The organism is Corynebacterium sp. MSK039, from assembly GCF_030232315.1.
Lineage (GTDB): Bacteria > Actinomycetota > Actinomycetes > Mycobacteriales > Mycobacteriaceae > Corynebacterium.
Map to the genome: position 1 here is coordinate 1 of NZ_JASPJL010000015.1, position 14,820 is coordinate 14,820.

10 protein-coding genes and 1 rRNA gene are annotated in these 14,820 nt (G+C 64.0%); 4 read left to right on the forward strand and 7 right to left on the reverse strand.

What is annotated here, in order from left to right; genetic code table 11:
• Positions 1 to 61: ribosomal RNA gene (locus QP997_RS08600) — 16S ribosomal RNA — on the reverse strand; the annotation flags it as partial.
• Positions 62 to 572: 511 nt separating this feature from the next.
• Between QP997_RS08600 and QP997_RS08605 the strand changes: the two genes are divergently transcribed.
• Positions 573 to 881, forward strand: a complete 309-nt coding sequence (locus QP997_RS08605) for a hypothetical protein (protein ID WP_284846880.1) — start codon at positions 573 to 575, stop codon at positions 879 to 881.
• A 79-nt stretch (positions 882 to 960) separates the two neighbouring features.
• Here QP997_RS08605 and QP997_RS08610 read toward each other — a convergent pair whose 3' ends face one another.
• From QP997_RS08610 to QP997_RS08620, 3 genes are all read right to left on the reverse strand, one after another.
• Positions 961 to 2,346, reverse strand: coding sequence for an ABC transporter permease (locus QP997_RS08610; RefSeq protein WP_284846881.1), 1,386 nt, complete (start codon positions 2,344 to 2,346; stop codon positions 961 to 963).
• Positions 2,339 to 3,310: an ATP-binding cassette domain-containing protein gene (locus tag QP997_RS08615; RefSeq protein WP_284846882.1), complete on the reverse strand. Its 972-nt coding sequence runs from the start codon at positions 3,308 to 3,310 to the stop codon at positions 2,339 to 2,341. Before QP997_RS08615 ends, QP997_RS08610 begins: the two co-directional genes overlap by 8 nt.
• A 167-nt stretch (positions 3,311 to 3,477) precedes the next feature.
• Positions 3,478 to 3,852: a GntR family transcriptional regulator gene (locus QP997_RS08620; RefSeq protein ID WP_012359373.1), complete on the reverse strand. Its 375-nt coding sequence runs from the start codon at positions 3,850 to 3,852 to the stop codon at positions 3,478 to 3,480.
• A gap of 247 nt (positions 3,853 to 4,099) precedes the next feature.
• Here QP997_RS08620 and QP997_RS08625 point away from each other — a divergent pair, with 247 nt between their 5' ends.
• From QP997_RS08625 to QP997_RS08635, 3 genes are read left to right on the forward strand one after another with little or no spacing between them, the layout of a single operon-like run.
• Positions 4,100 to 5,641 (forward strand): NYN domain-containing protein, encoded by a 1,542-nt coding sequence (locus QP997_RS08625; RefSeq protein ID WP_284846883.1) that lies wholly within the window; start codon positions 4,100 to 4,102, stop codon positions 5,639 to 5,641.
• Between the two features lie 36 nt (positions 5,642 to 5,677).
• A complete protein-coding gene (locus QP997_RS08630) occupies positions 5,678 to 7,678 on the forward strand; it encodes a galactan 5-O-arabinofuranosyltransferase (RefSeq protein WP_284846884.1) in 2,001 nt (666 codons plus the stop codon).
• A gap of 54 nt (positions 7,679 to 7,732) precedes the next feature.
• Positions 7,733 to 11,371, forward strand: a complete 3,639-nt coding sequence (locus QP997_RS08635; RefSeq protein WP_284846885.1) for an arabinosyltransferase domain-containing protein — start codon at positions 7,733 to 7,735, stop codon at positions 11,369 to 11,371.
• Between the two features lie 201 nt (positions 11,372 to 11,572).
• Here QP997_RS08635 and QP997_RS08640 read toward each other — a convergent pair whose 3' ends face one another.
• The 3 genes from QP997_RS08640 to QP997_RS08650 form a co-directional block, all read right to left on the reverse strand.
• Entirely contained in the window at positions 11,573 to 12,895 is a 1,323-nt protein-coding gene (locus QP997_RS08640; protein ID WP_148811489.1) for a glycoside hydrolase family 25 protein, read from the reverse strand.
• Positions 12,896 to 13,045: 150 nt separating this feature from the next.
• Entirely contained in the window at positions 13,046 to 14,020 is a 975-nt protein-coding gene (locus QP997_RS08645) for a PrsW family intramembrane metalloprotease (protein WP_284846886.1), read from the reverse strand.
• Positions 14,017 to 14,745 carry a hypothetical protein gene (locus tag QP997_RS08650; protein WP_284758866.1) on the reverse strand — a complete coding sequence of 243 codons (729 nt, stop codon included), beginning with the start codon at positions 14,743 to 14,745 and terminating at the stop codon, positions 14,017 to 14,019. The genes QP997_RS08645 and QP997_RS08650 overlap by 4 nt, the downstream gene beginning before the upstream one ends.
• Between the last annotated feature and the right edge of the window lie 75 nt (positions 14,746 to 14,820).

Here is a 14,820-nt window from a genome sequence, read left to right on the forward strand (position 1 = left end):
CTTGCATGTGTTAAGCACGCCGCCAGCGTTCGTCCTGAGCCAGGATCAAACTCTCCATAAAAGCCATGAGGCCCAAACAATGAAGAGCCAACATCAACTGGCTAAACAAAAAATAATAAAAGAACTACTGACAAGAAATTAACATCGTCACTCAGAAACACATGACAACAATCCTTGATAAGTAGACACGAAAACCGCACCAAACAAAACGTTCAGCGTAGCTTCAGGCGTATTCACAACCAATCACCACACACGAGCGTGTCGAGCTGGTTATGCACCACATTTAACGACCATCACTACACAACAAACCATTGTGTAGACACCTGCATCAAGGACCTTTTCGCAAAGCCCCCGAAACACACTAAACAGTGCATCAAGCGACAGTCGGTGGCATGAACAACACCCACGTATCAACCACTCCCCACCACCACAGAATCGGTGGCGCGTCAGAGTAGACTGCATCATCATGTTCCAAGTCATGTATAAAAAATCAAACAAATTCCACACACACAATGTGTGTTAGAACCGTTGATCTGCTTGGTTCATCACGCTATTGAGTTCTCAAACAACATATGCACACAACAATCCACAACCACAACACTGTGGCGCTTCACGTTGAGGCGGATTCCGAGCTTATCACCCACATGAACCAGAAGCAAACCGGAGAAAAACTCACGATCACTTCAGCGTTCACCAAAGACGGCGATAAGAAAACAAGACCGAAAGGGAAATCCAACCACCCGGTAATAACCGGCGATCTTGCAGGATTGCTAAGCTACACCATCCAAGAACCAGATGCAAACACAGAAGCAAAACCCTTCTCAAGGATCTTGATTCCCCCGTTCGCACCGGGCCGGTCGGCCTCGCTTGCAGATCAATAATCTACACACACCCCACAACAAACACAAAACCCCAGCTCAACATCGTTTTTGAGCTGGAGTTTCTCTGTGGGCACGGACGCTATTCAACCAAAGTCTGGATGTGGTCGGCATTCCGAGCATCCTGCTTGATGATGCGGGCGTAGAAGACCCACACCGCTATCGCCGCATAGAACGCAGAGATAAGGACACCGATGGCCGCTCTCGGTAACGGATCAACGTCACCAGAGAAGAACAACTGGAAACAGAGAACTGTCACCATTGCCAAGCCGTAGGCGAGAAAACCCCCAAGCGTCAGCGCACCGGCCTTTGGCCACCGCAGCGTGGCGAGTGCAGTTAACAACGTGGTGCCCAGAATGAGGGATAGCATGATCAGCCCCAGCATCGGTGCACCTGCCAGAATCTCTGTTCCGCTGAACTGCTCCCGGAGCACACTCTCAGTAGTCAGCAAAGAGGGATATCCGATCAACAGGATGGCCAAAGGCAGCGACCAGCTGTTCTTGATCGTCCCCTCCAGGACCGCTCGGCGCCATGCCTGCCGGCTGCCGCCAAAGGCCAACCACTGGACGTAATTCTTCGGCAGCCCGTACGCAGTGAGCAGCCACCTGCTCCCGATGAGGGCGCCAACAAGTGCGATCCCTAGGTAGGCGCCGATCGTATCTGCCGCCCAGGGCCAGAATGCCAACACGAGGCCAAGAGCCAAGGCGATACCGCACTCCCATTTCGCCAGGGTGCGCCCCAGCAGGCGCAGTGGTTGGATCACCGCCGCGTCGAGTGCCGTGTCTGCTTCGAAAGCCGCCCGCTCTTCGCGGCTCAAGTCCTCCGCATTCGAGCCTGCCGGGGTAACGGCTCCACCTTCAGAGCTCGACGCCGCCTTCCGCGATTTCGCCTTCTCCGCTCGGACCAGGATGTCTTGCTCACCCACCGCGTCATTGCGGATGTCCACTTGCCAACTCCAGCCCCGATAGACGGCGTAAGCGAGAAGAAGCAAATAGCCCACAAGGCAGGAGAGCAGAAGCTTTCCCGAGGTCAGCATGCCGCTAGCGGTCCGAGAAATCACCACGACAATGAGGAGATAAAGCGCCGAGGCCGGCAGCGCCATCCCCCACATAGCTGCCGCTAGTCGGCGGATCTGCGCCGTGGTCAGCCCGAACGCCCGCAGTTCTTCGCCCTTCGGCTGGAATACCAAGTGCACGCTTCCCACAGCACCGCCCAGGAAGATGGCATAAAAGAAGTTCATTGGCCGGTGTTCCGCCTCGCCAACGATCGCGAGGAAGCTCATGAGAACTACGAGGAGCACCCTCCACAGCACGCTCCGCCACGACGCGAAGAGGAAGACCCGGCCCATCACTCGGGTGTTCACTCGCTGGACCTGGGCCGAAGCCTCGCCCGCTACCCCCTTGCTTTCCGCCACCTTCATCCCACCGTCCAATGGCTGGGCATGCCGATCACTCGTCTTATTACTCATCGCCGGCCACCTCTCCGGTGAGCGCGAGCACCGCCTGCTCCAAGTCCGCGGCCTTGAGGTGGACACCGGCGCGTTGCGCCGCCGCCTCTGCCGCCGCGGCCTCCGGAGCCTCGGGGTCATAGCTGAGGGTCAGCCTGCGCAAACCGGTGCTGGTGACGTCCTTAATAAGGAAGGAAGAAGGGGCGACGGGCAAGGACGCAGACCACTGGTCGAGGAAGGCGGACACTGCCTGGCTCGGACCGGAGACCAGGTGGATGCGACCGGAGACGGTCTCGAGGGGGCCGGATTCCAGGAGCTTGCCCTCGTCAATGATGATCACCTGGTCCAGCAGGCGGGCGACGTCCCCGAGGTGGTGGGTGGAAAGGATCACCGTGCGGGGATTGCGTTCCAGGTCGGCCATGAGGAATTGGTAGAAGGCCTCGCGGCTCTGCACATCGAGGCCGAGATAGGGCTCGTCCAGCAGGGTGATCGGGCACTGCGCTGCCAGGCCGAGGATGATGCTCACCGCCGAACGCTGTCCGCGGGACATCGCACGCAACCGCTTGCTGGTATCGATGCGGAAAGCCTGGATCATCTCCTCCGCGAAGGCCTGATCCCAGGTTGGCCAGCGAAGTTCCGCGATCCGCAGCACGCTACGCACCGGGAGGTCCTGCGGCCACGTGGCATCCGGGCCGGCGAGAATGATGCGCTCCAGCGCCCACTCGTTATCGCGGATGGGCTGACCGTCCAGGGCCACCGTGCCGGAGCTGTTCAGCTGCTGCGCGATAGCCCGGAGCAGGGTGGTCTTCCCCGCTCCATTCCGTCCGATCAGTCCGTAGACCTGGCCGCCCGGGATCTGCAGGCTGATGCCGTTGACGGCCGGGTGGGTTTTCTTGCCGAAGCTGACCGTCAGCTCCGATAGCTCGATGCTGGGTGTAGCGCGGGGCGGGATGCTCGTTTCAACGCTTTCTTTCAGGTGGTTCATTGTTGTGCCTTCCTGTGTGGTGGGACGCGTGGTGCGTCGACTTAACGGTCTAGCGTGATGCTCTGGGCTGGTTGCCGCTCGAAGGGCAGTGTTTTGCCTGCTCGCCGGTGCTCTGCATTGGCGGCTGGAGTAACCCGCGGGGCACGGGCTTCGGTGCGTTGTTGGGGTCAGTCATAGAGCCCCCGGCTTTCAGCGACGCTGCCCAGCAGCTCGCGGAGCTCGCTGGCGGTCATGTCCAGCTTCGCGGCCTCGTCGACCAGCGGCACCAGGTAACGGCCGGCGAAGGCCTCCTTGCGTTGCGCGATGACCTTCTCCCGCGCGCCCTCAGTAACGAACATGCCGATACCTCGCTGTTTCTGAAGCACCCCGGCATCCACCAGCAGGCTCAAGCCCTTGCGGGCGGTGGCCGGGTTGATTGCGTGGAAGGCCGCGAGCTCGTTCGTCGACGGTGCCCGCTCCCCCTCTGGCAGGGAGCCGTCCACAATGGCATCTGCTACGAGCTCAGCCACTTGCTGAAACAGCGGCGTGGTGGCTTCCTCCATGGCACCTCCCTGTATTCGTGTTCGATCCCCTCGATGGGGCTTGGTTGACGTTCACCGTGCGACCAGGTTGCGGTTCAACACCGCGCCCTACCTAGTCGGTTAGTTACTTGTGTAACCAACCATACAACAACTCTTTGATGCACACTAGAGGGGAAAGCGCCACGCGCACAGGCGCTCAAGAAGTACAGTGCGCAATGGATAATGCACTGAAAATTGTGAAACTAAAGAAACGGACAACCGACCCATCATGCTCGAACGAACACAGATCTTCGTCGATACCTCTTATCTCCTAGCTAGCTTCTATAACTCCTGGGAAACCGGCGCCCGCGCGCAATTAGAAATCGACCTTCCGGAGGTCGTCTGTACCTTGGGCCGTATCGCCCAGGACCAGCTCAAACAGCCCATTCACCGACAATTTTGGTACGACGGCATCCCAGAGTCCGGACCACACCGCTACCAGCGTTCCCTGCGCAGCGAACCTGGCGTGCAGCTACGCAGTGGCCAACTCATCGAGTGGGGAGACCGCCGCACGCAGAAGGCAGTGGACACCCGCCTGGTCGCGGATATGGTGCTCGCCGCCGTCCGTGGCAACGTCTCGGATATCGTCCTCGTCTCCGGCGACGCGGACATGCTGCCCGGCGTGGAAGAGGCCGTGAATGCGGGCATTCGCGTGCACCTCTACGGCTTCGGCTGGGACTCCATGTCCTCGCAGCTGCGCTTCGCCTGCGATACCACCACGATCCTCGACCCTCGCGAGGATTTCCGGGACACGATGCGGCTGCAGATCCTGGAGGGACCGCTGCCCGCCAATGCCAGCACCACCCCAATCCCTGGGGAAACGCAGGGCGAGGACAGCCCCAGCCCGGACTTCAAGCCCCTCGGCGATGCAGAAGAGCCCGAAGAGTCCGGACCGAGCGTCATTCCGGAAATGGAGCACAACAAGCAGGTCACCGAGCCCACGGCAGAAGCGGGCAACAACACCGCGGCCGGGGACAACGCGCCGGCCGAAACCGCCACGGAGCCGACCTCCGCGGCAGCACCCGAGCAGGCTTCGGCCACGGCCGCAGGATCCGAGGATGCACCGGCGAGCGCTGTACAGACCAACGCTGCTGCGGCAACCACCACGACGGATGAGCAGGCAGAGTCCCCGTCGGCCGCCCCAAGCCCCGCGGCGCACCCCGCCGCACCCAAGTCTGCGCCGAAGCCCGGACCCAAGCCGGGTCCGGCACCTACTGCCTCCGCCGAACCAGCGACGTCCGAGCCGGCCGCCGAAACGACGGCACAACCGACCCCCAACACCGTCGCAGCTCAGGGTGCTGCGGCACCGAACGACGCGGCGCCGGACAACAAGACGCCGGACAACGCGGCTGAGCAGAGCGGGGCAGCCCAGTCCCAGGCACAGGAACCAGCCACGGCCACCGAGGACACACCGGAAGCAGCGCGGAAGCCAAAGCCAAACCCATCCATGATGGCCCGCCACCGCAAGCTGCGCTCCCGCTACGTCCCGCTCCCCAACGAAGTCTGGGCGTCCGCGGGAGAGCAGAACCCCTACGACATCGGCCAGCAGTACGCCGTCTGGTGGTTCGACAACGCCGCGAGCGAGGCCCAGAAGGATAACGCCCACCTACTCTCTGGCGGCGGCCTTCCCCCGGAGATCGACCGCCCACTCCTGCAGTTCGCCTGCGATACCCTTCACGAATACACCCTGACGGAGGCGCAGCGCGTCGGCCTGCGCGATGGTTTCCACAGCGGGATCCGCGGCATCATGCTCCGCGGCCCGCGCGGTTAAATCCGCCCTTCGGTGTGCATGTGTTTTGATATACGCATGCACACCGGAACGACCGTCGAGCACAACCAAGCATCCGTCACTGGATTCAGCACTGCGGAAACGCAGCCCGATGCCCTGAGCCCGCTGCGCACAATCGTGCACATGCTGGTCACCGGCGCGGTCGCGGCAGTGGCGACGGTCGTGGCCTGGTTCATCATGTCCAGGCCGAGCCTTCCGGCGTATAACACCAGCTACGTGCTCAAGGCGCTGAGCAGCGTCGGCTCTGTGCTCGTGATCCTCTTCGCTGCGGTGTCGGTGTACTACGTGCTCCACCCGCGAACCAACTGGTCGAATTGGCAGCGCCGAGTTCTCGCCGTGCTGCTCTACCTTGCTCCAGCGGGCCTGGTGATCACCAGCATCGGTATCCCGCTGGCCGCCACCAGCCTGTACCTGGATGGTGTGAGCGTCGATCAGGCTTTCCGCACCCAGTTCCTGACCCGTCTGACGGACACTCCGGGCTGGGTGGACATGGCCTACCCGAACATGCCGAGCTTCTACCCCGGCCTGTGGTTCTTCACCGGCGGTCTCTTCGCACGCATCACCGGGTTGGCGGGCTGGGCTGCCTACCAGCCCTGGGCGTTGATGACCCTGGCTGCGGCCTTCTCCATGCTCGTTCCCCTGTGGCGCCACCTCACCGGCTCGCTGGCCTCCGGCGCGACGGTTGCGCTGGTCACGGCGGTAGCGACCCTGCACGTAGCCCCGGAGGAGCCCTACGCGGCCATCGTCGCGGTGGGCATGCCAGCCGCAATGGTGATGACCCGCCACGCACTGCTCGGCTCCCGCTGGGCACTGTTCGGCGTGATGGTCTACCTGGGACTTTCTGCCAATCTGTACACCCTCTTCACGGCACTCTCTGCACTCTCGGTGGTGGTCATGGCCATCGCCGCCGCGATCCGGCAGAAGGGAATCCGCCCGCTGCTGAGCCTGCTGGCCATGGGGGTCGGCTCGATCCTCATCGCGCTGCTTGGCTGGTTCCCCTACCTGCGCGCGCTACGCACCCAGCCCCACGGTCCAACGGGCAAGGCACAGCACTACCTCCCCGAAGATGGCACCGCGTTGATGATGCCCTTCTTCGACCTCTCCGCGCTCGGTGTTCTGACCCTGATCGGTCTGGTCTGGCTGGTTGCCCGCCACCGTCAGGACGACGCCCGCGCCCTGCTGGTCGGCATCCTCACCGCCTACGGTTGGGCGGTCGCCTCCATGGCCATGCCGCTGCTCGGCACGACCCTGCTGGGATTCCGCGTGGCGCTGCCGATCGCGCTGCTCTTTGCCGTGGCCGGCGCGCTGGCGATCATCGACCTGCGGGGTGTGGGGATGCCGAAGTTCTACCCGGCGACCGTGGACCCCGCGAAGTCCCGCGGTGTGACGCGCGTGTTCGCCGCGATCCTGGCATTCGGGACGCTCTACTACGCGATCGATATCCCAATGAATCACGAGAAGAAGATCGATACCGCCTACACGGACGCTGACGGCAACGCCATGCGCGGCGATCGCATGCCCGCGGACGCCACCGTCTACTACGCGCAGATCGACGAGCACCTCGCCGAGAAGCTGGGGAAGCGCTCCGGGGCGACCATCCTCACCGATGAGCAGCACTTCATGAGCTTCTACCCCTATCACGTGTATCAGGCGATGACTGCCCACTACGCCAACCCGCTGGGAGAGTTCGAGCGGCGCAACGAGGAGATCGAGTCCTGGACACAGATCACCGACCCAGATGAGCTCATCGCCGCGATGGATCGGGCAGCCGAGGAAGAAGGGTGGACCGCGCCAGACGCCCTCGTCCTGCGTGGCGAGGTGCCAGCCGAGGAAGGTGGGCCGGCGGGTCGCGACGCCACCCCGATGGAAGAAGCGGAGTTCTCCTACCTCATCGCGGATGACATCTACCCGAACCAGCCGAACGTCCGTTTCCGCACCGTCCACTTCCCGGCGAGCGCGTTCCAGAAGCACTGGGATGTCACGCAGATTGGGCCGTTCGCCGTCGCCGTGCGTAACTAAGGCCACGCGCGTACTAGTCCACATTTGACCGGCGGTAACGTACAGTTATTAGCCGTGTCTACGGTGCAGCAGCAGAATAATAAACAGCCAGATCAAGGGCCCGGAAGCGGGGCGAACTCCGCCCCGCCGCCACAGGCGAGCCAGGCCCCGAAGAGTGGCACCAGCAGTCGGATCACGACCCTCGCGATCGTCTCCGGCTTGCTGGGCTTCTTGCTTTTCATCGCCACTCCATTCTTGCCGGTCAACCAGGAGCAGTCCTCCTTTTCCTGGCCACAGAACGGGGACCTGCGTAGCGTCACCGCACCGCTGATCAGCTACTCCCCAGAAAGCCTGGACGTTTCGATCCCGCTCTCCGAGATCGACAAGCTCAACGATGGCCAGAGCAACGTCCTATCCACCGTGCCGGAGGGCTCGAAGGAGGAGACGCTGCGCGGGCTCTTCGTCCGTAACACCGACTCCGGCCTGGACGTCATCATCCGCAACGTGGTGCCGCTCTCCCTCAAGGAGAAGGACCTCAAGGAACTCTCCGATGATGCCCTGCTGCGCATCACCTCGGATGCCGAGGTCACCCGGGTCTGGGTGGACGGCACCACAACCGACGGCGAAGAGCTGGACCCTGCGGTGTACTCCGGCGATATCGACCGGGATACCCGCCCGATGCTGACCGGCATCTACACCGAGTTCGAGAACACCCCGGACAACGCGAAGGCCGCAGCCGATGCGGGGCTCAAGGCCGACGTCAAGGTGGATTCTCGCTTCTCGAGTACTCCGACGCTGCTGAAGAACATCGTCATGTGGCTCGGCCTGGCCTTCATGGTCGTCTCGCTGTGGGCGCTGCACCAGATCGACAAGTTGGACGGGCGCACCGGCTCCGGTCGCCTGATGCAGAAGGACTGGTGGAAGCCCCGCTGGGTGGACGGCTTCGTAGGTGCCGTGCTGCTGATTTGGTTCTTCATCGGCGCGAATACCGCCGACGATGGCTACCTGCTGACGATGGCCCGGGCCAGCCACGAGTCCGGCTACATGGCCAATTACTATCGCTGGTTCGGCGTGCCGGAGTCCCCCTTCGGCTGGCCGTTCTACGACCTGCTGGCGCTGATGGTCAACGTCTCCTCCACCTCCCTGTGGATGCGACTTCCCGCCCTGCTGGCTTCCGCGGTGACCTGGCTGGTGCTCTCCCGCGAGGTGCTGCCGCGCCTGGGCGTGAAGGTTAACCAGCGCGCCGTGGCGCACTGGACCACCGCGGTGGCCTTCCTGATGTTCTTCATCGCTTTCAATAACGGCACCCGCCCGGAGCCGATCATCGCGGTCTTCTCGCTGCTGACCTGGGTCTCCTTCGAGCGAGCCATCGCCACCCACCGGCTGCTGCCGGCGGCGATCGGTACGCTGCTGGCCACCCTGGCGCTGGGTGCGGGTCCGACCGGCCTGATGGCCGTGGCGGCGGTGCTGGTCTCCCTGAATGCCCTGATCCGCATCGCGGTGCGCCGCCTGCCGTGGCTGGGCGCGGAGAAGGGCGCGAGCCGCGGGAAGGTGATCCGCGGGATGCTCGCGCAGATCGCACCATTCCTCGCCGCGGGTACCGCGATCCTCGTCGGCGTGTTCGGTGACCAGACGTTCAGCACCGTGCGCGAGGCCATCGCCGTGCGCTCCGACCGGGGCCCGTCGCTGTCCTGGTACCAGGAGTACGTGCGCTACACCTCCCTGCTGGAGCAGTCCACCGACGGCTCCTTCGCGCGCCGCTTCATCGTGCTGATGATGATCTTCAGCCTCGGCGTGGTCGTGGCCTCCATCCTGCGCAACGGGCGTGTTCCGGGCGCGGCGAAGGCCCCAACCATTCGCCTGATTCTGGTCATCCTCGGCACGGCCTTCTTCATGGTCTTCACGCCGACGAAGTGGACGCACCACTTCGGCGTCTACGCGGGAATCGGTGCCGCGCTCATCGGGCTCGCGGCGGTGGCCGCCTCGCAGTTCTCGGCGAGCTCCGCGCGCAACCGCGTGCTCTTCCTGGGCACCACGCTCATGCTTTTCGCGCTGGCGCTCTCTGGCACGAATGGCTGGTGGTACGTCTCCAGCTTCGGTGTTCCGTGGTGGGATAAGACGATCCAGGTCGCTGGTATTGAGGCCTCAACGGTGATGCTGGTCATTGCCCTGCTCACCTTGATTTGGGGCGTGCTACTGGGGTACCGCACGGACGCTCAGAAGGCGCGCGCCCAGTCCGCGGGCGAGGCTGCCGACGTCGATAATGGCACCGATGACGGTGCGGCGAAGGACGTAGCGGAGCGGAAGGGCAAGTACCGCATCACGATGGTGACCGCGGCACCGATCGGTGCGCTGACCATGCTGGCCCTGGTGTTCTCGATCGCGTCGATGGGCAAGGGCTTCATCTCGCAGTGGCCGGCGTACTCGATCGGCAAGGGCAACGCCGTCTCCCTGGCTGGGCACAGCTGCCAGCTGGCCGAGGATGTCCTCGTGGAGACGAATACGAATGATTCGCTGCTCAAGGTGGCCGATGGTTCGCCGATCGGTGACTCCCTGACCACCGAGGACTCCACTGGCTTCCTGCCGAACCGCATCCCGGCGCACATCGACCCGGATGGTCGTGGCGAGGATGCCGTGAGCCAGAACTCGGTGGAAACCGCGATGAAGCTGGATGGCGATCAGCCGAGCAGCGGCACGAATCTGAGCGAGGAAGCCAGCCAGGCCAGCAGCGAGGACACGGACGGCACCGCTGGCGCCTCGTCCAATGACCGGAACGACGACGCCGCAGCCTCCGGAGACCGCAGCGGTGGCGCAGAGGCTGCGGACGGTGGCCAGGATTCCGGCACCGCCGGTGGGCTGCTGCCGAAGCCAGGCGTGAACGGTTCGCACGCGCGTCTGCCGTTCGAGCTGGATCCCCAGCGCGTGCCGGTGGTCGGCTCCTTCCAGGAGGGGCCGCAGTTCTCCGCCTCGACGACGACCAAGTGGTACTCCCTGCCGGAGAACCGGGAGGATCACCCGCTGATCACGTTGAGCGCTGCGGGCACCATTGGTCACTTCGATTCCGACAATGTTTTCCAGTACGGGCAGCTGGTCAAGGTGGAGTACGGCAAGTCGACCGGCAAGGGTCAGGACGACTTCGAGCCGCTGGGCGAGGATCTACCGCTGGACATCGGCACCGCCCCGCAGTGGCGCAACCTGCGCATTCCGATGGACTGGATCCCGGAGGAGGCGGATCAGATCCGCATCGTCGCCGTGGATACGAACCTCACCCCATCCGAATGGCTGGCGCTGACCCCGCCCCGCGCCCCGAAGCTGGAGCCGCTGAATGACTACGTGGGTTCCGAGGCTCCGGCGCTGCTGGACTGGGCCACGGCTTTCCAGTTCCCGTGCCAGCGGCCATTCGACCACAACGTGGGCGTGGCTGAGGTGCCGGAGTTCCGCATCTCGCCGGATCACTCCGCCCGCCGCATCCTTACCCCGGTGATGGACTACGCCGGTGGTGGTTCCGTGGGGCTGGTGCAGATGAGCACTCAGGCCACGGAGCTGCCGACTTACCTGAAGGATGACTGGCTGCGGGACTGGGGTGTGCTGGACCGCCTGCGGACCTTCCCGGATGCCACGGGCGAGAAGCCGCGTCCGGTTGAGGTGGACGTCGAAGAGAAGACCCGCTCGGGCTTCTGGTACAACGGCCCGATGAAGTACAACGATGAATAGTTAGCGGCTGGCCTGCCGGCTCAACGGCAGGCTGGCAGCGCATGTGGGTGAGAAACACTAGCTGTGCGCGAGCAGTCCTAGCTGCCTCAAGCGCCCGCTGCCTCAAGCGTTAACTGCCCCGGCAACGACGAAGCCCGCGGCTCCTCGTACCTCGAGAGGAGCCGCGGGCTTTAACTTTGGCGAGCGGGTGTGCTCCGGCGTTTAGCTCAGGGCGCGTAGGAGACCCTGGAGTGCGTTCGGGTCGACGTTGAGCTGACCGTTCTGCAACTGGCCTGCCCAGTCCTGGGTGCCGCCGACGGTCTGGATCACCCGGAGCAGCTGGCCCAGGTCAACGCTGGAGCTGCTGCCGGCGCTGCCCAGGGCACCGGACTGGCCCGCCATGTTGAGCAGCTGTTGGATCGCCTCGGTGGGCACGCCACCGTTCTGGCGTGCCTCGCCCAGGGCGCCGGCCAGCGCGGTGAGTGCAGGCAGGAGCTCCTGGCCCTGCTGGATCTTCTCCGCAACCTGGTCCTGCGGCACGCCGAGCTGCTGGGAGATCGCTGCGGCCACCGGGGCGGTGAGCTGTGGCAGCGCGCTGTTGATGAAGGTCTCCGGGGACACGCGACCACCGACGACGCCGAGCAGCTGGACCACGAAGTCCGAGGTGATCGGCATGTTGACGCCGGTCTGGTGCTCGATCTCGTTGACGATCTGAGCTTCCTTCTCGACGATCGGCTGGGTCGCTGCCAGCTGGTTGGAGGTCTCGCCGGCAGGGGAATTGTCCGCCATGTCGCCGGCGAGGGCCTGGAGCTGGGCATCGTCACCGTAGTACTCGTTCAAGTCGACGTCGGTGATCACGCCGTCGACGGAACCGTTGCCGCTGTACTGCCAGAAGGTGACCTTGTCCCAGCCGCCCGGGATGTCTCCCGGCAGGCTGTTCGAGTAGTAGGCCAGCCACAGCGGGTACTCGGAGAACTCCGTGGTGTTCGCCATCTTCTGCTTCCAGAAGGAGTAGTAGGTGTAGATGATCGGCTGGCGGCCGGTCTGGATCTTGATCTCGTCGATCCATTCACGCACCCAGTGCTGCAGCTGCTCCGGGCTAAGGCCCTGATCTTCCTCGAGGTCGAGGACCGGCGGCAGGGAAGGCTGCGGGCCGGTCGCGATCACGGAGGCATAGAACCGGGCCTCGGCGCGCGGATCATTCCAACCCGGGCGGGCGTAGTGGTAGCTGCCCGGGATGATGCCGGCCTGCTGGGCCTTTACCGAATCCGAGGCGTAGTAGGGGTTGGTGTAGTTGGTGCCCTCGGTGGCCTTCACGAAGGCGAACTTCTGGCCGCTGGCAGCGACGGTGTTCCAATCGATGGCTGCGCCACCCGGGTGCTGGTGGGAGGCGACGTCGATACCCGGGATGGCCCAGGAGGGCACCGGGATTACGTGGCTCGCCATCAGCGCGGCGACGGTGGCAGAGGTGCCCAAAAGGGCAGTTGCCGTGAGGCGTGCAGGGGTCGAGGTACGGCGCGTGCGGCGCCAAGGCAGTGAACGCATGTGGAATAGAGTACCCAACTTTCACTCTTTTCACACCTGTATCGCACGTAATCCCCAGCACCTTACACCACTGTAATTAACAAAAGCCCCATTGCGGGGCTATGTTTTTTCCCCGTCGCGGCGGCACCGCGACCCAGGGCGAGGCGCCCGCTAGGGCTCGCTGAAACCGCCCTCGACCTGCCGCAATGCCTTCTCCTCCCGGTAGAAGCACGTGGCTAACGCGGCAACCCCGGCGACCCATACGGCCGCCATCGCGAACAGTGCCGCTGGCTCCGGCCAGCTGATATTCCACAAGAAATGCAGCGCAAAACCGGCGAAACCCCAGCCGAAGACCTGCCCGAAGCGCCACATTCGGCTCCGTTCGCGCGGCCCCCACAGCGCCCGCCCGATGCCGTATCCAACGAGGCCGCTGAATACCGCGTGCAGGCCGATACCGAACAGCAGCCGCATGCCGTACGCAGAAGCTGCCCCCACTACGTCCGAGGAGGGATGCAGCACGCCGAGGAACAGCGCGTAGAGCGAGCTCTCGTAAACCTCCATTCCGAGGCCAACGAACACACCGGCGAGCAGGCCATGGTGCGGCCGGTTCCACCAATCGCGGCCGATCCACAGCAGCATCCAGATACCCAGGGCCTTCGTGATCTCCTCCGGCCAGGCCCCACCAAAAGCCGTCGAGAGGATGGGCAGGCCAAGCTTCTCCGGAATCTCGCTGGCCGCATCCGCCGCGGTGAATATCGCAAGCACGCTGCTGGCACTAGCACCCCACCACAGCGCCATGGCCACCAATCGTCGCGGCGTACCCCGGTAGCAGCGCAGATGGCTGAGCCCCCACCAGGCCACGGCAACCAGAGCAATGGAGATGCCAAGGGCAACCAGCAGTGGCAGCCCAGGGGCCGACGGCGTCGCAAGCAGCAGCGCGAAGATGGCCAATACTGTGCAGAGCACCGCCAGCAGGGTGAAGCAGATATAGACCCCACCACGCCGAATGCGGGGACCCGAGGCAGCCTCCGGCGACATGCCCAGCGCGGAGCCAGCCTCGGAGATCGGCAGTGGCAGGGCGCTCCTCTGCGGTGTCGAGTCGGCAGGGTTGCTGCGCCCCTGGGTTTGCTGTTCCGGCAGCATCATCGGCCTCCCTCCTGCTGCTGTGGAGAGACCTCGGTGACGGCCTCTGGTCGCAGCTCGGCGGTCTTCAGCAGCTCGTTGACCATCGCCTTCGTGCTATCCACTCCCCGGGCCGTGACCTGCAGGCTAACGAGAGTGCCCTCACCGCCCCCGCCGTCATCCTCGCGGAAGAACCCGACCGTCCGACTGAGGTCGGCATCGGAAAATGGGTCGACGTCCTCGCCCTCGTCGTTGGCGGCGGCTACCTCGTAGTAGTCGGTCACCCAGACGTCAGTCACCCCGGTGCGCTCCTTCAGCTCCGGGGCGATCTCGAGTGCGGTCTCCGTGTACCGGACGGGTCGCATGCTCTGCAGATCCGCGAAGTTAATCGCCCGGATCGCCCGGTCCACCGCCAGCGCCTGGTCCTTTACCGAGAGCATGCTCACGACCTCCACCTGGGAGGAAGGGCAGGAGAACTCCGGCGTGACCATCGCATCCTCGGTGATCGGTGCGGCGCAGTCACGCAGCACACCGAAGTCCAGGGGCCAGTCCGCGAAACTCATCAGGTTTTCATCGAAAGCCTCCGCCGGGTTCGCGTAGTGAGCCGGCGCCTCGGCGCTCAGCGCGGCGTTCACCGCCACCGGCCCCGCGAGACCCACCACGGCCGCTGCTCCCACCGCGGCGACGTAGCGGTTTCGCCGCGCCTTCCCGAACGGCACGCTCGGGGCCGTCAACTGTCTCCGATCCATTTTTTCATCGTAGCCCCCGCCCCAGACACACCCCATGTCCACCAACACTGGTCCGGCGGGTGGCACGGTCGCCGA